Annotated in this window: 17 protein-coding genes, 3 tRNA genes and 1 riboswitch; of the genes, 6 read left to right on the forward strand and 14 right to left on the reverse strand. The window is 38.7% G+C overall.

Going from position 1 to position 25107, the window contains the following annotated elements:
• Positions 1-5 precede the first annotated feature (5 nt).
• A complete protein-coding gene (csdE, locus tag ACNART_RS11125; RefSeq protein WP_198620945.1) occupies positions 6-446 on the forward strand; it encodes a cysteine desulfurase sulfur acceptor subunit CsdE in 441 nt (146 codons plus the stop codon).
• 77 nt (positions 447-523) lie between these two features.
• Here csdE and tcdA read toward each other — a convergent pair whose 3' ends face one another.
• Both tcdA and mltA read right to left on the reverse strand, forming a co-directional pair.
• The gene (gene tcdA, locus ACNART_RS11130; RefSeq protein WP_198630374.1) at positions 524-1372 is read right to left on the reverse strand and encodes a tRNA cyclic N6-threonylcarbamoyladenosine(37) synthase TcdA; all 849 of its coding nucleotides are present in this window, start codon (positions 1370-1372) and stop codon (positions 524-526) included.
• Between the two features lie 110 nt (positions 1373-1482).
• Complete coding sequence (gene mltA / locus ACNART_RS11135) at positions 1483-2577, reverse strand: murein transglycosylase A (protein WP_198620946.1); 1095 nt, start codon at positions 2575-2577, stop codon at positions 1483-1485.
• A gap of 296 nt (positions 2578-2873) precedes the next feature.
• Here mltA and ACNART_RS11140 point away from each other — a divergent pair.
• The 3 genes from ACNART_RS11140 to ACNART_RS11150 all read left to right on the forward strand — a co-directional run bounded on the left by ACNART_RS11140 (position 2874) and on the right by ACNART_RS11150 (position 3156).
• Positions 2874-2950: transfer RNA gene (locus tag ACNART_RS11140), tRNA-Met, on the forward strand.
• 30 nt (positions 2951-2980) lie between these two features.
• Positions 2981-3057, forward strand: a tRNA-Met gene (locus tag ACNART_RS11145).
• Between the two features lie 22 nt (positions 3058-3079).
• Positions 3080-3156 (forward strand) — tRNA-Met (locus ACNART_RS11150).
• A 204-nt stretch (positions 3157-3360) separates the two neighbouring features.
• Here ACNART_RS11150 and amiC read toward each other — a convergent pair.
• Positions 3361-4623 carry an N-acetylmuramoyl-L-alanine amidase AmiC gene (gene amiC, locus ACNART_RS11155; RefSeq protein WP_109373098.1) on the reverse strand — a complete coding sequence of 421 codons (1263 nt, stop codon included), beginning with the start codon at positions 4621-4623 and terminating at the stop codon, positions 3361-3363.
• A 240-nt stretch (positions 4624-4863) separates the two neighbouring features.
• On the opposite strand from amiC, the gene argA reads away from it, so the two are divergent.
• Complete coding sequence (gene argA / locus ACNART_RS11160) at positions 4864-6198, forward strand: amino-acid N-acetyltransferase (RefSeq protein ID WP_368927782.1); 1335 nt, start codon at positions 4864-4866, stop codon at positions 6196-6198.
• Positions 6199-6270: 72 nt separating this feature from the next.
• Here argA and recD read toward each other — a convergent pair whose 3' ends face one another.
• From recD to recC, 4 genes are read right to left on the reverse strand one after another with little or no spacing between them, the layout of a single operon-like run.
• Positions 6271-8181 (reverse strand): exodeoxyribonuclease V subunit alpha, encoded by a 1911-nt coding sequence (gene recD / locus ACNART_RS11165; protein ID WP_368927783.1) that lies wholly within the window; start codon positions 8179-8181, stop codon positions 6271-6273.
• Positions 8182-8183: 2 nt separating this feature from the next.
• The gene (recB, locus tag ACNART_RS11170; protein WP_416303598.1) at positions 8184-11795 is read right to left on the reverse strand and encodes an exodeoxyribonuclease V subunit beta; all 3612 of its coding nucleotides are present in this window, start codon (positions 11793-11795) and stop codon (positions 8184-8186) included.
• Entirely contained in the window at positions 11792-14680 is a 2889-nt protein-coding gene (ptrA, locus tag ACNART_RS11175; protein WP_368927785.1) for a pitrilysin, read from the reverse strand. Before ptrA ends, recB begins: the two co-directional genes overlap by 4 nt.
• 15 nt (positions 14681-14695) lie before the next feature.
• Positions 14696-18079, reverse strand: a complete 3384-nt coding sequence (recC, locus tag ACNART_RS11180; protein WP_368927786.1) for an exodeoxyribonuclease V subunit gamma — start codon at positions 18077-18079, stop codon at positions 14696-14698.
• Positions 18080-18213: 134 nt separating this feature from the next.
• Here recC and ACNART_RS11185 point away from each other — a divergent pair, with 134 nt between their 5' ends.
• Positions 18214-18336 (forward strand): hypothetical protein, encoded by a 123-nt coding sequence (locus ACNART_RS11185; RefSeq protein ID WP_269812639.1) that lies wholly within the window; start codon positions 18214-18216, stop codon positions 18334-18336.
• 87 nt (positions 18337-18423) lie between these two features.
• On the opposite strand, the gene ACNART_RS11190 is transcribed toward ACNART_RS11185, so the two are convergent.
• The 7 genes from ACNART_RS11190 to rppH form a co-directional block, all read right to left on the reverse strand.
• The gene (locus ACNART_RS11190; RefSeq protein WP_198620951.1) at positions 18424-18885 is read right to left on the reverse strand and encodes a DUF2509 family protein; all 462 of its coding nucleotides are present in this window, start codon (positions 18883-18885) and stop codon (positions 18424-18426) included.
• Complete coding sequence (locus ACNART_RS11195; protein ID WP_198626197.1) at positions 18882-19526, reverse strand: prepilin peptidase-dependent protein; 645 nt, start codon at positions 19524-19526, stop codon at positions 18882-18884. Before ACNART_RS11195 ends, ACNART_RS11190 begins: the two co-directional genes overlap by 4 nt.
• Positions 19520-20029, reverse strand: coding sequence for a potassium:proton antiporter (locus ACNART_RS11200; protein WP_232797586.1), 510 nt, complete (start codon positions 20027-20029; stop codon positions 19520-19522). Before ACNART_RS11200 ends, ACNART_RS11195 begins: the two co-directional genes overlap by 7 nt.
• 181 nt (positions 20030-20210) lie before the next feature.
• A complete protein-coding gene (locus ACNART_RS11205) occupies positions 20211-21062 on the reverse strand; it encodes a thymidylate synthase (protein ID WP_198626198.1) in 852 nt (283 codons plus the stop codon).
• A 46-nt stretch (positions 21063-21108) separates the two neighbouring features.
• Entirely contained in the window at positions 21109-21999 is an 891-nt protein-coding gene (gene lgt, locus ACNART_RS11210; protein WP_109373089.1) for a prolipoprotein diacylglyceryl transferase, read from the reverse strand.
• Positions 22000-22078: 79 nt separating this feature from the next.
• On the reverse strand, positions 22079-24325 hold the full coding sequence (ptsP, locus tag ACNART_RS11215; RefSeq protein ID WP_196532776.1) for a phosphoenolpyruvate--protein phosphotransferase: 2247 nt from the start codon (positions 24323-24325) through the stop codon (positions 22079-22081).
• 8 nt (positions 24326-24333) lie between these two features.
• On the reverse strand, positions 24334-24864 hold the full coding sequence (gene rppH, locus ACNART_RS11220; protein WP_036934096.1) for an RNA pyrophosphohydrolase: 531 nt from the start codon (positions 24862-24864) through the stop codon (positions 24334-24336).
• Between the two features lie 112 nt (positions 24865-24976).
• Positions 24977-25068: riboswitch (TPP riboswitch) on the forward strand.
• Positions 25069-25107 lie beyond the last annotated feature (39 nt).

A 25107-nucleotide genomic window follows, 5' to 3' on the forward strand; every position in this document is an offset into this window, starting at 1 on the left:
TTATCATGACCAACATTACAACACAGCATCCTTTTGGCAATGAAATCACCCTAGATATCTTGCTTAATGATTTTCAAAAATCAAAAGCATGGGAAGATAAATATCGCCAATTAATTCAACTTTCTCGTAAATTACCTGCATTACCTGATGAATTAAAAACAACAGAAAAAGAAATCAAAGGATGTGAGAACAGAGTGTGGCTAGGCGTTGAATTAAATAATGACGGCAAATACCATGTTTATGGTGATAGCGATGGTCGTATTGTAAAAGGCTTACTGGCTATTATTTTAGTCGCTGTTGAAAATAAAACGGCACAAGAAATAGCTGATATCGATATGTTAGCGATTTTTGAACAATTAGGATTGGCTAATCAAATTAGCCAATCTCGCACTGACGGAGTGAATGCAATTATCGCGCGATTGAAATCACTCACATCCCAGCATTAAGTTTTATACTCTAAATAATTCAAGATGTAGCTAGGCGAAAAGTGAATGAGTCGCTAGGAGCATACATCAGTATGTGACTAGTGTGAATGAACGCCGTCAACAACGCTACAACTTGAAGTATGACGAGCACGTTGCGCCTTTGCTAGCATCTTCTTCAAAGCATGAGACACCGCAATAAAACCAAACGATGCCGTTACCATCGTTACAGCACCAAAACCGGCTGAACAATCCATACGTTTCACACCATCCGCCGTACTTTTTGCCGCACAAACCGTACCATCGCCTTGTGGATAAACGAGTTGTTCTGTTGAGAAAACACAATCAATCCCTAATTTTCCCTTACTATTTTTTACGACATTAAAATCAGATTTCAAACGCTCTCTTAATTTAGCGGCTAACGGATCTTGAATTGTTTTTGCTAAATCCACCACTTGGATTTGTGTTGGATCGATTTGTCCACCAGCACCACCCGTTGTGATCACCGGAATTTTATAACGGCGACAATAAGCTAATAATGCAGCCTTTGGTCTTACACTATCAATTGCATCAATAACATAATCAAAGTCGTTATTCATCATTTCAGCGACATTATCAACCGTGACAAAATCATCAATACTAGTCACTTTGCATTCTGGATTAATTTCTAAAATACGCTGTTTCATCACATCGCATTTAGGCTGACCCACGCTTTCTTTTAACGCATGTATTTGACGATTAGTGTTAGTCACACACACATCATCCATATCAATTAAGGTGATGGCACCAATACCACTACGTGCTAATGCTTCAGCAGCCCAACTGCCAACTCCACCTATACCCACGACACAGATATGAGCCTGAGCAAAATAAGACAACGCGTTTTGCCCATAGAGTCGCCCTATTCCAGAAAAGCGTTGTAAATATGAATCTGATAATGAATTTTGCATAATGCGATAACAACCTAAATAACAGAAATAATCATGGCTCTTAATATCCATAGCCATGTCGTTTGCATAATTTTACCGTTAATAACGAACAGATAAATAGCAAATCGTTTTTATGACGAAGGATTTAATGAGTTAAGTTGTGATTTTTTTAATACCCAAACACGCCCATAATGATTATAAAAACCTGCCATATGACCCGCATCTTTACCAATTCCATGATAAATATCGAAATGATGCCCTTTAATTGCCCCACCTACATCTAATGCCACCATTAAACGCATTTGATATTCGCCTGTAAAATTACCGGTATTATCAAGTACAGGAATTTCAGCAAGCAACACAGTTCCGGCAGGAATAATACTTCTGTCAGAAGCCACAGAGGCAAGTGCAACAAGTGGGATAGCACTAGCGCCTCTAACCGGTGTAAAAGGCTCTGGTTTGAAAAAAACAAATGAAGGGTTTTCTTCTAATAATTTTCTCACTTCGGTATCACTATGTTTATCTGCCCACTCTCTGATAGCCAGCATAGACATATCTTTTCTTTCTACTTCGCCATTATCAATAAGCACTTTACCAATACTACGGTAAGGGTGTCCGTTTTTCCCTGCATAACCAAAGAACGTTAAAGGTTTACCATCACCAAAATCAACATAACCACTTCCCTGAACTTCCATCATAAAATTATCCATAATGGAGTTACTGTAAGCTGCAATTAAAGATTGGCTTAATGCACCATTATAAATAGCAGCACGAGACGGCAACTTTGAACGGCTATTAGCTGGCATTTTATAAAGAGGGTATTGGAATTCACCTTGTTGCGTTAAACGGGCTTCAAGAACAGGTGTGTAATATCCAGTAAATTGAACATTACCGTACTTATCAACCCCTTCCATTTGAAATGCAGAAAGATTGAATTGGCGTAATTGGCGAGTATCAGCACCAGATCGTAACCAGTTTTCTACCGCTTGATAAGTTTCTTTATTGCTATTGTATAAACGGGATGATGTTTGGTTTATCTGGCTTACTTGTTGTAAGTAATCAGGGCCATTAATGGGTGTACCTTGTGTATTTGGCGAACTTACCTCAATGAGATCTTGCTTAAGCTTTCCATCTTTATACTGTTGCCCTTGCTCTGTTGGACGATGACATCCAGTCAAGGCAAGCGCTAACATACCTAAAATTAACGATTTTCGCCAAGTAACCATTTTTTTCCCGCTTAATAACTAAATTTGAGTACTGATTTTGAATGAGAAAGATACCAAAGCCAAATCAATAAAGATAATGAATATACATGTTGTACCTGCATTCTATTATCACCCAATCAATATGACTTTTAAACATCAAGTATATACTCTCTAAATAACTTGAAGTATGACGAGTATAACTGCCTAAATTTGCATCTTGATGTGTTATTTCTGACCGTTTTTAAAAGAAAACTGTAAAAATTTCATAAAAAACTTGCAACTCGGCAGATCCTGAGTATAGTGCCCCTCTGTGGAGACGCGGGGTGGAGCAGCTTGGTAGCTCGTCGGGCTCATAACCCGAAGGTCGTCAGTTCAAATCTGGCCCCCGCAACCAATTCACAAAGCAGTAAGTTATAGTATCAGTCGCGGGATGGAGCAGCATGGTAGCTCGTCGGGCTCATAACCCGAAGGTCGTTGGTTCAAATCCAGCTCCCGCAACCAATTCTATAAACAACAATTCAGTCGCGGGATGGAGCAGCATGGTAGCTCGTCGGGCTCATAACCCGAAGGTCGTTGGTTCAAATCCAGCTCCCGCAACCAATTCTTTTCAATGTTATTCCTCATTTTTACCATCTCTTTTGATTTATTAATTCAAATCTATTACCCAACTTATTTATACATTTATTCTGATCATTCTCTTTTATTTTAATAAGATTATTGTGTTGAAAAACAATAAGACATTCCAATAGAAAGCAGATGATATTCACTTTCTACTGGAATATGAAAAGAAGGTATAAAAAGAATTTAACTACGATCAGCTAACGTTAATTCACCGCCATTAGCAAAATAAGCTTTGATACCTTTGAAAATAGATTCTGCAATCTGTTGCTGGAATTTTGCTGTTTTCAGCTTTTTCTCTTCTTCGATATTACTGATAAAGGCCGTTTCAACCAGAATTGACGGAATTTCTGGCGCTTTTAATACCGCAAACCCAGCCTGATCGACTTTATTTTTATGCAATTTATTAATCCCCCCCATCAGCTTAAGCACTTCACTACCAAATTTCAGACTGTCGTTGATAGTGGCTGTTTGCACAAGATCAAGCATTGCATGGTCAACGTAACGGTCACCACTTTTACTCACCCCACCAATTAAGTCAGACTCATTTTGTGTTTGAGCAAGATAACGCGCTGTATTACTGGTTGCGCCGGTTTTTGATAATGCAAAAACAGATGAACCTCTTGCAGAGCGGTTTGTAAATGCATCAGCATGGATAGAGACAAATAAATCTGCCTGCATTTTTCGCGCTTTAGCAACACGTACAGTCAATGGAATAAAGACATCTTCATTACGTGTCATATACGCCTTCATTTTGGCATCTTTATCAATAAGCGTTCTTAAGCGACGAGCAATTTGTAAAACCACATCTTTTTCACGAGTTTTATATTTGCCGATTGCTCCCGGATCTTCTCCACCATGACCAGGATCGATCATGATAATAATCGGCCTATCACGCCCCGCTCTGCCAGGTTTACGTGTGTCTGTTTGTGCGGGTACAGCTTGTTGTAAATCACCGTCGTTATATTCACGCAATAGTGCTAATAGTGGATCATCTTCAGTATCAGCCCCATGACTTGGGTAGAAATCTAGCACTAAACGGTTTTTAAATTCAGCCACAGGTTTAAGCGTAAACATTTGTGGTTGTACAGGCGTTTTTACTTCAAATACCAGTCGCACTGTTTTAGGTGTATTTTGACCAACCCGAATAAGTTTTAAATACGGATCGCTAGTCTGAACTTGATTAGCAACACCTTTCAATACGCTATTAAGTTGAATACCTTCTAAATCCACCACAATACGTTCAGGGTTTGACAATGCAAACTGACGATATTTCAGTGGTGTACTGGATTCTATAGTCACGCGAGTATAAGTCGAGGCAGGCCAAACCCTCACAGCAACAATAGATGCTGTGGCTGCAAGACCAACAGGACTAATACTTAACAATAATAACGCGCCAATTCCTTTAACAAGACGACGACGAGTTTGATTGTGCTCAGAATGACTCATGAAAATATTCCAAAAAAACGATTAACGTCAATAAACTCTAAAAAGAGATAAAAAAAGTTAAGAACGAAAAACTTTACCCAATCCACACTTCACTGTCACTTAAAAACAGCACAATTACTCACTTTTACACGAATATTCTGCCTTCAGGGAAAACAATAAGATAGGATTTTACTTGCCATTCCTCTCCAAAAAGAATAAAAATACATTAAATTCGAATAAAAATTCACTTGAGAGGGTTTTATGAAAGAGCGTAGCACCGAATTGGTCGATGGATTTCGCCACTCGGTTCCGTATATTAATGCACATAGAGGCAAAACATTTGTCATTATGCTAGGTGGCGAAGCCATTGCTCACGAAAACTTCCCATCTATCATTAATGATATTGGGTTGTTACACAGCCTAGGCATTCGTTTAGTGGTTGTTTATGGTGCTCGCCCACAAATTGATACTGCTCTTGAAATACAAAAAGTATCTCCGATTTATCATAAATATACGCGCATCACAGATAGCAAAACCTTAGAAATCGTTAAACAAGCTGCGGGTACATTGCAACTTGATATTACGGCTCGCCTATCAATGAGTTTAAGCAATACGCCATTACAAGGTGCGCATATTAATGTTGTTAGTGGTAACTTTGTTATCGCACAGCCATTAGGGGTTGATGATGGCGTTGATTATTGTCATAGCGGAAAAATTCGTCGTATCGATGAAGAAGCTATTCATCGCCAGTTAGACAGTAATGCTATTGTATTAATTGGCCCAGTTGCAGTGTCTGTTACTGGTGAAAGCTTTAATCTCACCTCAGAAGAAGTGGCAACACAGCTTGCGATAAAACTTAAAGCACAAAAGCTGATTGGTTTTTGCTCATTCCAAGGTGTTACCGATGAAGAAGGTCACATTGTTTCTGAACTGCTGCCTAATCAAGCTGAAGATAAAATTCGAGAGCTACAAACAGAAGGCGATTATCACTCAGGCACAGTAAGATTCTTACGGGGAGCTGTTAAAGCCTGTCGTCGTGGTGTAGAGCGTAGCCACTTATTAAGTTATCAATCTGATGGTGCGCTTATTCAAGAATTATTCTCTCGTGATGGTATTGGTACTCAAATCGTCATGGAGAGTGCAGAGAAAGTTCGTAGAGCAAATATTAATGATATTGGTGGCATACTCGAACTTATTCGCCCATTAGAACAGCAAGGTATTTTAGTCAGACGTTCAAGAGAACAATTGGAAATTGAAATTGATCAATTCACTATTATTGAACGCGATAATATGACTATCGCATGCGCAGCGCTCTACCCTTATCCATCAGAAAAAATTGGTGAAATGGCCTGTGTTGCAGTGCATCCTGATTATCGTAGCTCTTGTCGTGGTGAGGTTTTACTACAGCGCATTTCAGCGCATGCTAAGCAATTGGGGTTAGAAAAGCTATTTGTTCTAACAACTCGTAGCATACACTGGTTTCAAGAAAAAGGATTTGAACCCGCTGAAATTGATAAATTACCCATTGAAAAACAAGCACTCTATAATTACCAACGCCGTTCTAAAATTTTAATTTTAGACTTACATAAAGAGTAATTACCAAGCACAAAAAAGACAGGTATCCCTCTCAATGCCTGTCTTTTATTATTTTCCATTATTAACTAACCGCTAATAACGTAATTTATCAATTAATCCACTTCGACGTTGAATACGCGTTTGTATTGCCATTTTCACCATAGACTCTGAAGCATAAAGAGAAAGCTTCTGTTTAGCGCGTGTTAATGCGGTATACAACAATTCTCGACTAACAACAGGTGAAAATTTATCGGGAAGAACTAATGCTGTATGGGTAAATTCCGAACCTTGTGATTTATGCACCGTCATTACATACGCAGTTTCATGTTGTGGTAATCGGCTAGGTTGGATCGCTTTCAATTTTCCATCTGGTAGTTGGAAAAATGCTTTCATTTCACCTTCATCGTTATTGAGCATAATGCCAATATCACCATTAAACAGACCTAACGTACTGTCATTTCGTTGGATCATAATTGGGCGACCAATATAATCACTTTGATAACTGTTTGTAGGACGACGGATCAATCGCTGGCGATGCAATAACATTTCAATTCTGTCATTTAAACCACTCACACCAAAAGGACCTTCTCTTCGTGCGCACAATAAACGGTATTGGTTAAATGCATTAAGAATAATATCAGGTGATGCTTTTTGAGAAACTAAAGTGAGATACTCTCGATAAGCATTAACAGCATCTTGTATCATCAGTAAATAACTTTCTTTTGACTCTAAAGCAATAAAGCTCACATCTTGAGGCTCTAATGCTATTTCAAGCTGTTGTGGGCTAACCTCTGCTTTTTTCAACAACGCAATAGCAATTTTGGTTTGTCCTTTATTAACCGCCAAAGCAAGTTGTCCTATCCCTGAATCTTCACCAAAACGGTAGCTTTTACGTAATAGACACAGAGAATCACTGACAACAGACACTGGAGTTTGAGAAACAGGAATAATATCAGTAGATTTAACCAATTCACCTTGAGTTAAGTGATTAATCTGATCAAATCTTTTTTGACTAAAACCATCTTCAGAAAAACGGCAAATATCACCTAATACAGCCCCTGCCTCAACAGAAGCAAGTTGGTCTTTATCACCTAAGAAAATGACGTGACATTTTGATGGAAGTGCATCAATCAAGCGTGCCATCATGGGTAAATCAACCATTGAGGCTTCATCAACAACTAAAATATCAAGCTGTAATGGATTATCTTTGTGGTAACGCACTTGCTGACTTTCAGGCTGAGCCCCTAATAAACGATGAATAGTCTGTGCCTGCTTTGGCATCCACTTATTTTCTTCTTCGCTTAAATTAAGTTGCGCCAAAGCCTTACCTAAAGATTCCGTTAATCTCGCAGCGGCTTTTCCAGTTGGCGCCGCTAATTGAATAATGGGCTTCTCATTTGATGTGAGCATCACAAAAGCCGCTAAAATTTTAGCAACTGTCGTGGTTTTCCCCGTTCCTGGCCCCCCTGAAATAATAGAAATGGGGCTTGTGATAGCAACACTGGCAGCTACTTTTTGCCAATTTGTTTCTTGGCTTTCTTTCGTTGCTGGAAAAAGCTGGTTAAGTACCTTAATTAATTCATTTTCATCAATATCAACAATGCAGTGCTCTTGCCTAAAAAATTGCGCTACTTTCTCTTCATAGCTCCACATTCTTTGTAGATAAAGAAGTCCATTATCTAAAATAATGGGGAAAGGAGAATCATCGTTACTTTGACTAACGCAATGACAATGAGTCAACTCTTCTACTATTTTTTTAGCAGAAGGCTTACCCATTTTTTGCCAAATTTCTTGTGCAAACTCTTTTTGTCTACCATCAAACAGTTGATCTTTTTGAATAATACTCAATGGTAAACAAACATGCCCCGCTCCAGTTTGAGCACTCAAATAAGCAAATACAAATAGTAAAATAGGGTTTTCATCTTCAACCAGCATTTGTGCAAATCGGAGATCTAAAGGTCGTAATAAGTTTTGTGTAATCGCTTGTTCTAATAGTTTGATCATTTTTATTTCTCACCGACTACATCGGATTTGCTACTTTTACCTGTAAATAATGAATCCAACGCCAAAACAAAAGCTTCATCAGGCAAATAAGCGTAAACCCCATTTCCGGGATGTTCTTTATCTATACCCCGTAAAAAAAGATAATAAATACCACCAAAATGAGTTCGATAATCATAATCAGGAATACGTTGCTGTAAAAAACGATGTAACGCTAAGGTATAGAGTTGATATTGCAAGTCGTAGCGATGATCCATCATTGCATTCATCATCGCTTCTTGTGTGTAATCCTCACTCGATCCACCTAACCAATTCGATTTATAATCCACAACATAGTATTTACCTTCCCAAGAAAAAACTAAATCAATAAAGCCTTTGAGCATCCCTTCTACTTGTTGAAATTGCAAAGCAGGACAACGTTTTGATAGAGGATCAAACTGACTTATTAATTGAGTCAATTGAGCTGATGATACTTCTTTCTCAATAGGTAAATAGAATTGTAATTCATCAAGTTGTTGTGATTTTGGGATATCAGCAAGACATAATCCTTGAGAATTAAGAGGCGTATGAAACAGCGTTTCCATCCATGTAACTAAAAGAGGAGCCCACTTTTCATCAAAGCCTTGAGCTGTCAATTGTCCTTGTATCCACAGTTCATCAATAGGCTGCGAAAAATCCAACACTTCAAGCAAACTATGTAAGAATGTTCCTGCTACTGCACCACGAGGGAAATGATGAATAGAATTTTCATCAACCTCTCCTTGTTGCTTCTCACCTTTAGCATCTGTATCAAGTCCTGGTGCGATAGATTGCACCAAAGCCTCAATATCACCCAAATCAAAATGATAATTACGATTTGAATGCTGATAGGTTAATCCTGAATAACTCGTTATACGCCAATTATCATGGATCTGACGTTTAAATATAGCGGCCTCAAGTTTTGTTTCTGCCATTAATTGAAGCTGATAGCGATGTACTGATATGTTATCAAGCGTTGTTACACTGATATTATCATCTAATAAAGCGTGAATTGATTGATGTAATAATTCACTATCGCCTTCTTCACCTTGCTGTAATAAATACCCTAAAGCATTTTTATGCAGATCAGTAAGCCCTGATTTACGTTTAGTCCCTTTAACAAGAGGAGCAACACCAACATAACAGCAGAATTTAGATCGTGTTAATGCCACATAAAGTAAGCGTAAATCTTCAGCTAAGCGCTCTTCATCTGCTAAACGTAAGCTTTCAGGCCGGCTAAAAATATCTAATTTCGCGTGAAATTTTTCTCTGTCATGATAAAGCGCCCCTTTTTGTTCTTGGTAATTACAAGCAAAAGGTAAGCAAACAATAGGATATTCAAGGCCTTTAGATTTATGAATAGTACAAATTCGCACAAGATTTCGGTCGCTTTCCAAGCGCATTTGTTGACTTTCAGATTGCGCATCAGGATGAGAAATCTGTTGTGCTAACCAACGAATAAGAGCGTGTTCACTATCAAGTTGTAATGATGTTTCTTGTAATAATTCACCAATATGCATGATATCTGTAAGCCGGCGCTCACCATCAATACTTGCGAGTAAATTTTCCGCAATTTGATTATCCATCATGATTTTACGCAACATTGGTAAAACACCACGCTTTTGCCATAATGCATAATAATCAGCAAATTTTTCTACATAATTATTCCAGCGATGTTCATCATGATTTAGGCTATCAATTTGCTTCGCGCTAAAACCAAATAATCGGCTGGCTAAAGAGGCTCTTAAAACACGCTCTTTCTCTGGTGTTACAACCGCTTGTAGTAACCAAAGTAGATCTTTCGCTTCATTGGTTTCAAATACACTTTCACGATTGGATAAGAATACGGATTGTATTGAAAGTAAATTCAGTGCATCACGGATCAGTATCGCTTCTCTACGGCTACGCACCAATACCATAATATCAGCAGACGTAACCGCTCTTCTTGCACCTTGCTCAATCAGCCAAGCCTGTTGCTGATCCCCTGCTGATAACCAATCACGAATTTGTGCGGCACATTGCGCTGCCATGATTTGCTCATAATTTCCCGTAGAAACACTTTCGCCTTCAGCAAGCCAAAAATTAAAAGGCGAAATCGGCTCATCATGGTAAATAAAGACCATGTCTTGGTTTTTTTCAGCCGAACTTACTTCAATAAAAGGAATATGTTCAAATAAAAATGGGGCCTTGGAACGCATAAAAAGCTTGTTAACTGCATTCACCATACCCGGCGCAGAGCGCCAGTTAGTATTTAATGTGTAGTGATGAGATGTCTGCTTTCGTGCTTGAATATAAGTAAAAATATCCGCACCACGGAAAGCATAAATTGCCTGTTTAGGATCACCAATAAACAGCAAACCACTATTTTCATGCTCACCATAAATGGCATCAAAAATACGATATTGTTGAGGATCGGTGTCTTGGAATTCATCGATCATTGCAACTGGATAACGTTCACGAATAGCTTGCGCTAAAGCCTCGCCACTTTCACGTTTTAACGCTCTGTCTAGACGTGTTAATAAATCATCAAATCCCATTTCACCACGACGCATCTTTTCATTTTCAATACCTTGGCGTATTTCAGGGATGGCGTTGGCAAGAATAACATCTCGCAGAGTTAGGCTCTGCTTTGTTAATCGTTCAATTTCAACAAAAAGAATATGCTCTGGTGCTGGGCCTTTCGTTGCCTTTTCATTCAGCATTTCTTGAGAAAAACGAACCAAACAATCAGGTAATTGATAGCTTTTCGTTTCTAATGTTGATGCCCACAGAGTAATTTCTTCAATCCATTTAGGTAAGAAACGACTGCTATAACTACGTTTATCAACACCTGAAGCGGTTATCCATGCTTCAACTTCATGATGATGTTCATGCCAACGAGTTTTTACCTTGTTAATTGCTTCAATAACCGCTTGATGACGCTCTTTGACTGATTCATTTTCACTGTCTAATGCCACACCTTCGATTTCAGGCATTTCACCTTGTAAATAAGGCTGTATTTCATAAAGTAGCTGTTCAGGGCCAGACCAAATCTGGCTTACTGCATTAGCAACATCATAAGAAAGTGGATAACAATGACGGCGCCAAAAGTCAGCACATACCCGTTTTTTAAGCTCATATTCATCTTGGATCAAGACTTGTTCAAACAAGACTCCTGATTCAAATGCATTGTTTGCCAACATACGCTGGCAAAAGCCATGAATAGTATAAATAGCCGCTTCATCCATTTGTCGTTCTGCTTCTAACAACCACTGTGCAGCCAGCTCTTTATTCGGGATTTGTTTAAGTAATTCGTGGTAAGCGTTATCACTACTTTCAACATCATGACGGATACAGGCAAGTCTTAGTTCATGGATATTTTTACGAATACGGGCTCGTAATTCATCTGTCGCCGCATCCGTAAATGTCACAACTAAAATCTCTTCAACACTGAGAGGGCGGTAGAATGCAGACTCTCCGCCTAATCCAAGAAGCAACCGTAAATACAACAACCCTATTGTATAAGTTTTCCCTGTTCCTGCTGACGCCTCGATGAGGCGTCTTTGGTACAGAGGGAGTGTATACGGGTTTAATGGCTGTGCCTGTATCACTTCACTCACTCTTTAATTTCCTCAATAGGTAAGGTTTTTTGTAATTCACTTACCGTAGCATAACGTTTCCATTGTTTATTTTCGGCGTAATCAGCATCTTTGCCATCTTTACCAATAATTTGAGAAACAAAAATAAATCCGTTTGGTTTTATAATTGCTTTTTCATAAAACTCAATAGCTTGTTTTAACGTTACTTTATTAAGCTCAGCTAAGAATTTTTCACGTCCATCATATTTTAAGTTATTACGATGGAAGTCATTTCGATAAAGAGAAACTTCTTCATAGAATGTTTGAGGTGGCTGTTTAACTTCGGTAATAATCGCTTGTTTATACTGATTAAAATCAGCCTCTTTCATTTTTTTCAAACGCTCGTAAGCTTGTTGATAAAATGCGTTATAGCGCTCATTTAAATAGACAGGCGGTTTTGCATTACTTTGCAGTAAAAAGCCAATACCTGATTGCTCACCCATAGTAGCTTGATAAGCAAATACAGCATAACCAAGTTGCTCTTCTGTTCTTAATTGATCATAGAACCAAGGTTTGATAATAGACGATAACACTGAAGAAATTGCCTGACCTTCAAGGCGGCTATAACCCGTTGGGATATAAAGCTCACCTAATGCGTTATCTGTGCTCTTCGATTTATTTTGGAATTCAACTGCATTTAATTTATTGAATACTAATGTTTCACCGATCCAATATTCTGTGCCTTGATTACCTAATAATTCGTGTGCAGATTTAGCAATATTGCGGCTTTGCTCTGGCGTTAAGTTACCAATAATCAGCGCTTGAAGTGCCGCGTTTTTAATGACTTCACGGCGATTATCAATAATATCTTGCAGTGTAATTGACTCTAATGCTTTGAGTTTGTCAGCTTCTTCATAGTACGGGATCGTATTTAATCGACGAGCTGGTAGCATAGCTGCTTCAAATGCTTTTAAGTTATGGGTCACTTCAAGTTGTTCACGATACCAAGATTTTGCTTGATCTAGCTCTTCTTGAGTTGACTCAAAATTCATATAGCTTTTCAGTGTCGCATTAACAAGTTCTGGTAAATGTTGCGTATAACCATTCATTGAAAAATCAATACCTTGTCCTGATGTAGATGAGATATTCATTCCCGCAACAGAAGCTTGGTAAGATAATTCACTTAATGCTAGACCTGCAAGATAGTCTGTTAAAGTTTGTGTCACTTGTTGCTTAACAGTGATATCCGATTTTTTATTCACCAAACTTAATGTCACACTCGCTTTCGGTTCATCAGAAAAATAGTGTGATGGCATATAGAACAGACGAGCACTTTTATCCTGCCACAACAATTGTGGTTTGATGATTTTACTGTCCGCATCAATCAGTGAAAGATTATCAGGGATGTAAGGGTTAAGTGCTGGCAATGATAATGAAATATCATCTGATAATGTTTGCCATGTTTTTAATTGCTTATCTGTGATTTTATCAACCTGATAAGGCGCGTTAACAAAGTAAGCTTGTTTGTTAGAAGGTTCATTAGGACTTATTACCCAAATACGAGCCTTCTCTGGTGTCAGTGAATCAAGACGTGAAAGGATAGCTGAAGGCTCATAATTATCAGCGATATAGTCTGCATTAAGGATATTTTTGACTGGATAACGCAGCATCATATCCGAAATGCCTTCTATGTAATTCATATCTCTTACAATAGAGCCATAACGGAATGAGAGATCCAATACATTCGCAATTTCATCAAAGTAACGCTGACTGATACCTTCTGTTTGAATTAAACGAATGTACGAAAAGATAGCGGAAATCACTTTGTCTTTTTGCGCTAACCCTTTATCGGTTAACGAAACATAAATGGTAAACGAGCCTTGGTTACGATCAATATAGGGCTCTGAGAACGCACTAATATTTTCGGCTAAACCTTGGTCTTGTAACCATGTTGCTAAAGTGCCTGAACTACGATTACCAATTAAATAGCCAATGTATTCGTCCGTTTTACTGCGAAAATCAGCAACGTTGTTATCTATACCAAACTCAATTTGTAAAGTCTTTTGCGGTTGAGCCGGTACTAAGTGGATCATTAACCCTTTTTCTTTATCCGTCATAGCAGGTACAGTGGTGACAGGCACATCTGCCTTTTTATTCGGGATACGAGCGAAAGTGTCTGCGGCTAATTTAGATAATTCATCAAGTGACTTATTACTGTAAATTACCCCATTCATTAAGTTGCCAGAATAGTGCGTTTGATAAAATTTAATTAATTCATCTTGTAATTTACTGTTTGGCTTATCACTCAGCGTTTCTAAATTTCCGCCCATAAAACGGGAACTTGGATGAGCAGGGTTTAAGGTTTCTGCCCTGACTTGCCAAAAACGCATACCATCGCGCGCGCGCGCCATAGTTAATTCTGCATTAACAGCATTACGTTCACGATCTGCATTTTTAGGATCAAGTAAAGGTTCAGCTAAAGCATCAGCAAGTCGATCAACCGCTTCATTAATGGCACTATTTTCCACTTCTAAATAGAATGCAGTACGATAAGTCGTTGTACTCGCATTATGAGAGCCACCATTCTTTTGTAAGAACTCAGACATGCTGCCTGATTGAGGATATTTCACCGATCCCATTAACACCATATGTTCTAAATAGTGCGCAAGACCTTGCTGACTATCAGGATCTTCTAATGCGCCAACAGGTAGCGCAACTGCCGTTAATGATTTAACTGCTTTTTCATCAGAAACCAGTAATACTGTCATTTCATTAGGTAGTTTAATCGCTTGATATTGCCGTGGATCGCTCTCACTTTTTTCAATGCTATCAGGCAATACTTGCCAGAGTGGATCAGCGGCAAAGCTGTTGATACTCACTAGCATCAATAGCAACATGATCCATAGTTGCGAGCAGTACTTTCTCATCTGATATGAGCTCCCTTATTTTTTCAGAAATGGAATTATTGGTTTAAATATTGTTAATGCCGTCTGTTTGACCGTTTGTAAAAAAGGCTCGTCTAATTGAGAGAAAGCACGCTGAACATACATATCACTCATTTCACCATCTCGATTATAGCTATCCGTTAAATGTTGCATCAGTACTAATTCTGCTTTCTCAAGTGTCTCTTCATCATCAAGTAAAAACTCTTGTGATTTTTTATCATAGCAAGCTTGTAACCAAGCCCAGCCACTTTTCGCAAATAGCGCTAATGGGCTGTTTAACCCTTGTTTATAGTCACTGATTAACTTGTCTAACGTTGAATAGGCAAATTCAGGATCAACTGGTAATAAACACCATTGAGTCTCTTTTCTGCCGTAAAACCGACTCTCACCCGTTCCCTGTTTCAAACAATAAACTAGGTGCTCAATCCACAGCTGCAATAAGTCATTAGCGGTTAAGCTGGCAGGTCGCCAACGTAATAAACCATCAGCTTGTACCTCATTTAAACGACCAATCAATGGCATTGCACTAAAGCTTTGCTCTAATGTGACAGAATGTGTAGCTAATCGTTCACTTCTTATCTTTTCAGCTAAAGGAAGTAACTCTTCTATTTGCTGCTCCCAATAAATTTGACCAAATGCACTTGCAGGAAGTTGACCTGCTGCTTTGATACGCTCAAACAAAGCTTCTGTTGAAGTTTGATCAATCAATGCTTTTAATAACCATTGATTCAATAGATAACGTTGAAGAGCATTTATCACAAATGGCTCTTCTTCGGGTAATTCTGTTTCTTCAATAACAAAGTTTATTTTTAATCTTTGTTGGAAGAATGCACGAATAGGATGACGATAAAAACGTGCAAGCGCATCAACAGAGACTTGATCTATTGTGTCATCATCGTTTAGTGGCTCGGTAAAAGTTTGATGAACCATTCCCTGCCCACTGGCAGCAGGCAGCCATTCAGAGGCATAAGAACGAAAGAAAGCGCCTATTTGGAAATTTTCTTGAGCAAAAGGAACACGGCTATGTTGTGTTAATAGATGCTGATTTATACGAGCCGCACTGTCATCGACATTGAGTTCATCATCCTCCGGTAAACGGAAATTTTGCCCAATATAATCTTGTAACTCTTTGATTAAAACTGATGGATTGCATTCTCGATCGTCACGTATCGATTTTCCGATATAGCTGATATAAAGGTATTTTTCAGCTGAGCTAAGCGCTTCAAGGAATAAATAGCGGTCATCATCACGACGTTTTCTATCACCACGACGGCGTTTTTCCGCCATTAAATCAAATCCTAACGGCTGAATATTACGAGGATAAATACCATCGTTCATACCTAATAAACACACTGCTTTAAAGGGAATGGAGCGCATAGGCATTAGTGTACAGAAATTAATGCTGCCAGCTAAAAAACGCTGACTAATTTTTTCATCATCGAACCGTACTGTTAATTCATCCCGAATAAGGACTAGCGGAATTTCATTTTGATATTGCGCTTTCAATCCATTTTCAATCACTTTTTGCCATTGTTGGATAATAAGCACTAAAACTAATTCCGTTTCCTCATCAGACTCAAAAAAGGCATCAACTAATTGTTGTCCAACTTCTAGCCATGATTCTAATGAACGAGTTTCACTTAAACGTGTACGCCAATCACTTAATGTATAAAGAAAATCAGCGAGATGCCCTGCAAGCTCCGCAACTAATCCACTGGATTCATCATAAGGAAGCACACCTTTCCAAGGACCATTTTCACTTTCCATCGCATAACCAAGCAACATGCGCAGTAAGCCAAACTCCCATGTATTTTTGCCCGTGATTGGCAATAAGAATGAAGCCACATTCTCATCATCTAATCCCCAGCGTATGCCTGACTCATCAACCCAACGACGTAGTAGTTTTAGTTCATTTTCAAAAATAGAAAAATGCCCTGCTAAAGCAGGGACTTCAAGCAGTGCCAACACTTGTTCAGCGGTAAAACGACTTTGAGGAAGTTCTAGCAACGTAATAAAAGCCTGTAATACAGGGTGCGCTTGACGCGCTTTTCTATCTGAAATAGCAAAAGGAAGATAACGTTCTGAAGGTGCATTACCAAACACTGCTTGAATATAAGGTGTATAGCTATCGATATCCGCAACCATCACAATAATATCGCGCGGTAACAATTCAGGATCTTGTTCTAATAAATACAGTAATTGGTCTTGCAGTACTTCGACTTCGCGCTGTGGGCTATGGCTTGCATGGAAAGTCAGTGAGTGATCATCTGGTGAAATCACTCGTTTATTTTCACTACACTCATAAGTTTCAAGTGTTGTACCTAATTGCGAAAAATCTTCTAAATCAAGAATATCTGCTTGTAATTGATGAAGTAAATTATCTCTTGGGATCTCAACAAACGCATCTAACACATCGGTATATTCAAGTTCAGAGAGGAAATAAAGATTATCTTTACCTAGTTTTCCCCATGATGCTAATAGCGGATTACCGATGTTTTGCTCGCCCTCATCATTAAATAACGAAGAAGCATTTTTTTCATCTTTAAACCAAGGCGATTCATGCAATTGCTTATAATGGCGTGGCTTTCTGCTATTAAGACGAGAGAGAAATTTAGGATCTTGAATATCTCCCCAATAGTAACGGCAAGGATTAGTAAAGAGTAAATAGATCTCAGTATGACGCCCTATCGCTTGTAATGCCTGCAAATAAACTTGAGGTAGAGCCGAAATCCCACAAATAAAAATACGAGGTGGAAAACAGTGTTGAAGCTCCCCTTCTTTTGCATTATTTAAAGTCGAAATAAATTGCTGATAAAGGTTAGAACGGTGCCATTGAGGCTGATTAAGATCTTTTGTGTATTGCTGTAATGCTACCCACAATATTTTTTGCCAGCGTTGATTTTCACTCAACCCTTCGATTAACTCATCATTTTCCCACGAAGCTAACCAATCTGAACGATAAACTAAATATTGGTCAAATAAGTCAGCTACACGTCCTGCTAACTGGTGAAGTTTACGTTTATCTTCATCATCATCAAGGTAATGCAGTAAGGGTTTAAATTCTTCATTAGGCAAAAATTCAGGAAGTAATGCCATTAATTTCCATGTCATCGCATCTTTAGAAAAAGCGCTTTCTTTAGGTATACCTGATAATACCCGAGTAAACATTTCCCAAATAAAGGTTGCTGGTAATGGATAACGGATATTAGCAGCAATACCCAAGCTTTCGGCAAGCTGGATTTGCAACCATTGAGACATTCCAGGGCTTTGTACAAGGATCACTTCTTGTTCAAAAGGAGAAGAAAGTGGCCTGGTCTGCATAAAGTGCACCATAAGTGACTTTAGTAATGACAACTGATTTGAGTGATATATATGAAACATCAGATCCTCATCTTATTAATAGCATGACCAGTAATACAGCCTTATTTCGGGTAATACATTATTGGCAACATAACCTTCTATTTGCTGACAACCTTCAGACTGTAAAAGTGAGCGTGTCATTATTTTGGGGTTAGATGCGAAATAATCAGGTGATTTATCAGACATTTGTTCAAATAAAACAAAAAGTTCCTGCCCTGACTGCTGAATTTGAATTAGCTGCTGAAAATCAGCTTTTAATGATTGACTATACGCTATAATAGCGACAAAACTAATATTAAAAAACAGCAATATAAACATTGTATTAAGTAATATAGAGCCACTTTCTGATTTATTTTGAATATTATCTATAACACACACTCCTTATGCACTAATGGGCAATAATCTAGCCATCCGCTTGGATGAATAGTTATTGTTCTATTTTTATCCTTTAAGATACTAACCCATTGGTAATGATATATTTTATAACCTTTTAAGCTTTCTGCTTGTCCTTGAAGTAAGCCCTTATCTAGAGAGAGCAAAAGTAGGCAGCTTTTTATTTTAGGATTTGCATGAAAAGTATGACATTGCCATTTATTTAATCGAGTTGATGAAAGATCCCAATTAAGTGCAATCCCCCACTGCAATGCAGATTCAGCAAATAAAAAAGCCTGTCGTGCTTGTAACTCTTGCATCACTATTTGTTGAGACTGCCTGTAATGATAAGCAAAGTTTCCAAGTACAGATAAACTCATCACAACAAAACCCATTACCATCAATAAACTTGCAAACCCCTGTTCATCTTTTCTATATGTAAAATCGGTATTCATAACAAGGTCACATTCCTTAAACGCATGATATTTTGATAATGCGACTTCACTTTATGATTTTGTTTTAAATGAAATTTTAAAGAAACTGAAAGATAAAAAAGAGACATCCCTTTTATTAAATGGGGCTTTGAATAAGAACGCAAAGTAAATTCAGTCACCTCAATTTCATTACTCTCAAAAAAACGTTGCCATCCTGAAGAGGCGCAATCTTTGACTCCTCTTCGTTGTTCTAGTTGTCCATTTTTAAGACGGTATCCAAAATAATCACTCTCTTTTGAAGAAGGCGGTTCCCATTTGCCATTGCTGTTTATGTCGTAAGCAAAAATAACGCAGGAGTTTTTCTCTTGAAGGGGGTATTGTCCTATCTTTAAAGAAGACTCAGCCAAGCCGTTTGGCTTCAACGTATTAACACAACTGTCATAACAATACCCTGTGCGTCTTAATTGTGCTTCTAACACCAATAACCGTTCTCTTAAAAAAATATCTAACTGGTATTGTTGGTAAGAATAGATCAGTGTGTTCATTATTTGAGGATAAGCCCGACTGATACATAGAAATAAAACCCCACTTATCGCGATAGCAAAAAGGCATTCCATCAACATCATGCCAGACGAAAATGAAATTCCAGATCGTTTCAACATGATGGAAATGCCTTCATGCTCTGACTACATGCTCTTATTCTGCCTAATGATGAAATAATAATTTTCACTTCGCCTTCTACACTGTGAAGAACAAAGCTCATGGGTTTTAACGTTTGACGAATTCCACCAAACGTAAAGTTTGAAACTGTTGATTGCTTAAGTTGAATGCCTGAAGCTAATTGAAAAATATCTTGTTGCTCTGATAAATGGCGAGAATGAAGAGGAGTCGCAATTATTTTATTATTTGGTGATAACAAAAGCGTAATTTTAATTCTTACATTAAATAATAGAGCTTGTTGTTGCTGATAAGAAAGAAAAGCAATGGTTTCACGCACGCTATGCAGTAACTGACGCTGGTAAGTAAAATGCTGATAAGCAGGAATTGATAAATAGCTTAAAATAGAAACTATCATCATCACAACCAATATTTCAAGTAAGCTTATACCAAATTCGCCCTCTTGCTGATGTGCCCTACTTAGGCTTATATCCATGTTATTGTTCATTTATTTCTCCTTTTAACCTACTGCGAGAATGCAGACAAAACATTTAAAGGTAAATAAAGGAAAGTGTTTTTTTCGAACAACAACGCAATAACCGTATTTTCAGAATAAATACAAAATAAGGGTAAAAATGAAAAAAGCCCCTGTTTATTGCTAAACAGAGGCCTTTAAAGCAAGGAATAAACTAAACTGTAAATGGATATTTTATTGCTTCATGGCATTGATAACCTTCAACAGTAAAATCATCCGTTGTTACCCAAGTTTCAATATCTTCCAACGTTTTGATTTTTGGATTGATATGTAATGTTGGTAACGGTAATGGCTCTCTTTTTAACTGCACATCACGCATTAGAGGTAATTGATTTTCATAGATATGTGCATTGATTATCTTATGAAATGCTTTACCCGGCTTATGCCCTGTAATTTGAGCCACCAGCGCCAATAAAACAAAGCACTGAATTTGGTTGAAATTCAAACCTAGCGGCACATCACAACTGCGCTGATAAGAGGTTAAATAAAGCGTATCACCCACAAGTGAAAAGGTATGCGTATGCATACAAGGGCGTAAACAACCCAGTTCCGTTTCACCCGGATTATAGAACGTTACGATTTCACCACGATCATCGATACCTTTAGTCAGGTCATCTACCACTTTACGTAATTGATCAAAATGAGAACCATCAGGGCGTTGCCATTGACGTCCTTGAACGCCATAAACACGCCCCATATCGTCTTCGCCTTTGCGATGAGGGTTATTTAACCATGCACCATTTTCATTTGCATTGGCATTCCATGTATTGCAACCAATTTCACGAAATTGAGCGGCATTGTCATAGCCACGTAAATACCCTAACAGTTCTGCAATGGCCGCTTTATAAAAACTTTTTCGTGTTGTTATCAGCGGAAATTGGTTATTCGCAACATCATATTCCAGATCGGCATTAATCACCGTTAAACAACGGGTTCCTGTCCGTTTATTATCAATCCATTGCCCTTCATCGATAATGCGTTGACACAATGCCAGATACTGCTTCATGTTGTCTCTCTTGTTAATTAGCTAATAATAAAAAATTTATCTCACACTATTTGTGAGCAGATGTTGGGTTTTGTGCCGTTTTTTTATCTTGACGATAAGCCCATACCATAAAAATAATACCCAACAGAATCATTGGAATTGAAAGTATTTGCCCCATACTCACACCACCAAATAATCCTAGTTGTGCGTCTGGTTGACGGAAGAATTCAACAATAATACGGAATGCGCCATAACCAATCAGGAATAGACCCGACACACTTCCGACAGGACGACTTTTACGCACAAAAATATTCAGAATAATAAATAACACCACGCCTTCTAACAGCATTTCATAAAGCTGAGAGGGATGACGAGGTAAAACACCATATTCTTGAATAATAGGCAGTAACGTTGTTGGATCTTGAGCAACAAGCTGGAGATCCGCAGAACGCGAGGTTGGGAATAAGAACGCCCAAGGCGTATCTAATGTGACACGTCCCCATAATTCGCCATTGATAAAGTTACCAATACGGCCTAGCCCTAATCCAAATGGAATTAACGGTGCAACAAAGTCTGCCACTTGGAAAAATTTACGTTTAGTGCGTTTAGCAAACCAAATCATGGCACAAATGACCCCAATTAAACCGCCATGGAACGACATTCCGCCATCCCACACTTTAAAGAGGTAAAGAGGATCATTTAAAAAGACAGGTAGGTTATAAAATAAAACATAACCTAAACGACCACCGATAAATACACCCACAAAGCCGACATAAAGTAATGTTTCAACTTCATTTTTATTCCAACCACTATTCGGTTTTGCAGCTCGGCGATTTGCAAGCCATAAGGCAAAGACAAACCCAACTAAATACATCATACCGTACCAGTGTAGTGACACAGGCCCGATAGAGAACATAACGGGATCAATCTCTGGAAATTTAAGGTAGCTTATACTCATTATTCCCTACTTCACTTAATCAATAATTTCTGTGCTGGTTATTTATTACCAACACAGAAAAGGCTTATACGAAGGTCTGCTAGATACCTCCGCGAATTAATCCACCTAATCCTTGCCGTTCCATAAATTCAGAAGACAATTTTTTGATTTCTGTTGTGGTTTCAGCTTGCAACACCTGTTGCATAAAAGGCTGTAACATCACAGGATCAAGATGGCGCAATAAGTATTTTACCCTAGGTAAACTACGACCACTCATGCTTAACTGCCTAAAACCGAGCCCTATTAACAGCAATGCCCCTATTGGCGTACCTGCCATTTCACCACAAACACTCACTGGCAACTGATAATATTGGCATTGTGTTGCAATCAAATTCAGTGAACGCAATAACGCAGGATGCAAATTATCATAGAGTGATGCTACATGGGTATTATTACGATCGACAGCAAGTAAATACTGAGTCAAATCGTTTGTTCCAACAGAGATAAAATCAACCCGATTGGCTAATTGTGACAGCATAAACACCAACGAAGGAACTTCAAGCATGATGCCTAACGGTGGTGGAACACACTCACACTTTATTTCTCGACTAACTTCATCACATGCTCGTAGCAGCAATGTTCTTGCTTCGTCGATTTCATCAAGACTTGTCACCATCGGCAACAATATTTTCAAATTTTTAAATTCGAGATTTGCTTTTAGCATTGCACGTAGCTGAATAAGGAAGATTTCAGGTTGATCGAGCAATATTCTTATTCCTCTCCAACCTAAGCAGGGATTTTCCTCATTAATTGGCATATAAGGAAGTTGCTTATCAGCACCAATGTCTAAAGCGCGCAATACAACGGGTTTATCTGGAAAAAAAGAGAGAATTTCACGATAACGGTTTTTTTGTTCATCTTCAGAGGGAAAACCACTTTGCAACATAAAAGGAATTTCGGTGCGATATAAACCCACACCATCTATTCCCACACTAATGCGTTGCTCATATTTTATATTTAATCCCGCATTCAATTGAACGCTAACTGCTTCACCGTTTTTTAAAACCGCTTGCTGTTCAAGTTGATCTTCTGCGATTTGGCTTAATACGCTCTCTTCATCAATAATTTGTTTATATTCTTGAGTAATAAAAGGCTCTGGCTCAATAAATATTTCACCACGATAACCATCAAGAATAAGCATGCGATTATGTAACAGCTCAGGTTGAATATCTGCTCCCATAATCGCAGGTATTCCCATCGCTCTAACAAGAATGGCAGAATGTGAGTGAGTTGCGCCATCTCGAACAATGACACCAGCAAGTTGTTGCTCTGGTAACTCCGCCAATAAACTGGCACTTAATTCATCAGCGACCAAAATAAAACGCTCTGGCCAAATATTGGTTGAGCTTAGATCATCATCTAAATGAAATAATAAACGCTGTCCTAATGCTTTAAGATCAGAGGCTCTTTCTCGCATATAACCGTCTTTCAGGCTGGAAAATTGTGCTGATACTTTCTCAACCACCACTTTAACTGCCCATTCTGCGACATAACCTTGTGTGATTATCGCGGTCATTTTATGTTTAAGCTGTGGATCATTAAGTAAATGCGAGTAGAGATCAAAAATGGCCGCACTCTCTTTTTGTGCATTCGCCATAAAACGCTTACTAAAACGGCGACATTCTGCTGTCGCATCTTCTAAAGCAACAGTGAGTCGATTTAGCTCTGCTTTTATATCAAGTGCACTGGCTTTAAATACATTTTCAAGGATTGGCTGAGCGACTTCTTGCCAGCCATATGCCATCACCACCCCCGTCGAAACCGAAAGTGCTTTAATACGGCTTTGACGATATTGTCCAAAAAGCCCTTTAGTTTGTACTTGCGATAACGTTGCACCTAATTGTGTCGCCAGTGTCACCATAAAAGATTCTTCGCTTTCATTAAATAAGCGACGCTCTTTTTGCTGAACGACTAATACACCAAGGAGTTGACGACGATAGACAATAGGTACACCGAGAAAAGCACGGAGATCATCTTCTTTAACTTGAGGAAGGTATTTAAAGCTAGGATGCTCGCGAATATCAGCGAGGTTGATGAGCTCTGAAAGACGCCCCACTTCACCAACAACGCCTTCATCAAATGAGAGGCTAACGGCTCTCCCTCTAGGTTTTTTTAACCCTTTGGTCGCCATAAGATAAAAACAACTACGTTGTTTATCGGCAAGATAAATAGAACACACATCCGTGTGCATTGCCTGACACGTTTCCTTGACTAAGAGTTCAAGAGCTTCTGGAAGCCCCGCTGCCATAGCCACTTTTTCTACAATTTCTCGCAAACGTGTCAGCATAGTGTTATCTAATACCTTTTACGCCGATATCCATACGATGGACGAGGTAAAGACACTTGTTCTTGCAACGGCATGACTACGGGTGCGAACTCTTTCATTACACGTCGATAAACATCGCGTTTAAAAGAGACGACTTGTCTAACAGGATACCAGTAACTCACCCAACGCCAGCCATCAAATTCTGGCGTTTTGCTTTGTTGAACATTAATGTCTTTATCATTACTTGTTAACTGCAAGAGGAACCAACGCTGTTTTTGTCCAATACAAACAGGTTTTGTGTCCCAACGCACCAAACGCTTCGGTAACTTGTAACGTAACCAGTTACGTGTGGAGGCAAGAATTTTAACATCCTTGCGACTTAACCCAACTTCTTCGAACAACTCTCGGTACATTGCCTGCTCTGGCGATTCTCCAGGATTAATTCCCCCTTGAGGAAACTGCCATGAATGTTGCCCATAGCGACGAGCCCAAAGCACTTGCCCTTGCCGATTACAAATTACAATCCCTACATTCGGGCGGTAGCCATCATCATCGATCACTAGACTACCTCAATAACCAAATTTGAAAGATAACTCATTGTTTCATACTACCCACAAACGGTAAACCTCTATCAACAGACTTTGCACGACGCGCGTATTTATCTACAATGGGAAAGTCTCAACGGGGTGCCTTTTTAGGCTGAGAAAAACTCGTGGAACCTGATCCAGCTAATACTGGCGTAGGGATTTGAGTCAGGATGTTGCAATATTCATTGATTTGCCATCCTCACTCCTCAGATCCTA

Origin of the sequence: Proteus sp. LHD240705 (assembly GCF_047921555.1) — a bacterium.
Lineage (GTDB): Bacteria > Pseudomonadota > Gammaproteobacteria > Enterobacterales > Enterobacteriaceae > Proteus.

Excerpts from the sequence above, each read along its gene's own strand:
- argA (WP_368927782.1), top strand. The coding sequence starts at position 4,864 with ATGAAAGAGCGTAGCACCGAATTGGTCGATGGATTTCGCCACTCGGTT.
- ACNART_RS11190 (WP_198620951.1), bottom strand. The coding sequence starts at position 18,885 with ATGAATACCGATTTTACATATAGAAAAGATGAACAGGGGTTTGCAAGT.
- ACNART_RS11200 (WP_232797586.1), bottom strand. The coding sequence starts at position 20,029 with ATGAACAATAACATGGATATAAGCCTAAGTAGGGCACATCAGCAAGAG.
- lgt (WP_109373089.1), bottom strand. The coding sequence starts at position 21,999 with ATGAGTATAAGCTACCTTAAATTTCCAGAGATTGATCCCGTTATGTTC.
- ACNART_RS11205 (WP_198626198.1), bottom strand. The coding sequence starts at position 21,062 with ATGAAGCAGTATCTGGCATTGTGTCAACGCATTATCGATGAAGGGCAA.
- amiC (WP_109373098.1), bottom strand. The coding sequence starts at position 4,623 with ATGAGTCATTCTGAGCACAATCAAACTCGTCGTCGTCTTGTTAAAGGA.
- ptsP (WP_196532776.1), bottom strand. The coding sequence starts at position 24,325 with ATGCTGACACGTTTGCGAGAAATTGTAGAAAAAGTGGCTATGGCAGCG.
- ACNART_RS11185 (WP_269812639.1), top strand. The coding sequence starts at position 18,214 with ATGCGAAATAATCAGGTGATTTATCAGACATTTGTTCAAATAAAACAA.
- csdE (WP_198620945.1), top strand. The coding sequence starts at position 6 with ATGACCAACATTACAACACAGCATCCTTTTGGCAATGAAATCACCCTA.
- ptrA (WP_368927785.1), bottom strand. The coding sequence starts at position 14,680 with ATGAGAAAGTACTGCTCGCAACTATGGATCATGTTGCTATTGATGCTA.
- recC (WP_368927786.1), bottom strand. The coding sequence starts at position 18,079 with ATGTTTCATATATATCACTCAAATCAGTTGTCATTACTAAAGTCACTT.
- recD (WP_368927783.1), bottom strand. The coding sequence starts at position 8,181 with ATGATCAAACTATTAGAACAAGCGATTACACAAAACTTATTACGACCT.
- tcdA (WP_198630374.1), bottom strand. The coding sequence starts at position 1,372 with ATGCAAAATTCATTATCAGATTCATATTTACAACGCTTTTCTGGAATA.
- mltA (WP_198620946.1), bottom strand. The coding sequence starts at position 2,577 with ATGGTTACTTGGCGAAAATCGTTAATTTTAGGTATGTTAGCGCTTGCC.
- ACNART_RS11195 (WP_198626197.1), bottom strand. The coding sequence starts at position 19,526 with ATGTTGAAACGATCTGGAATTTCATTTTCGTCTGGCATGATGTTGATG.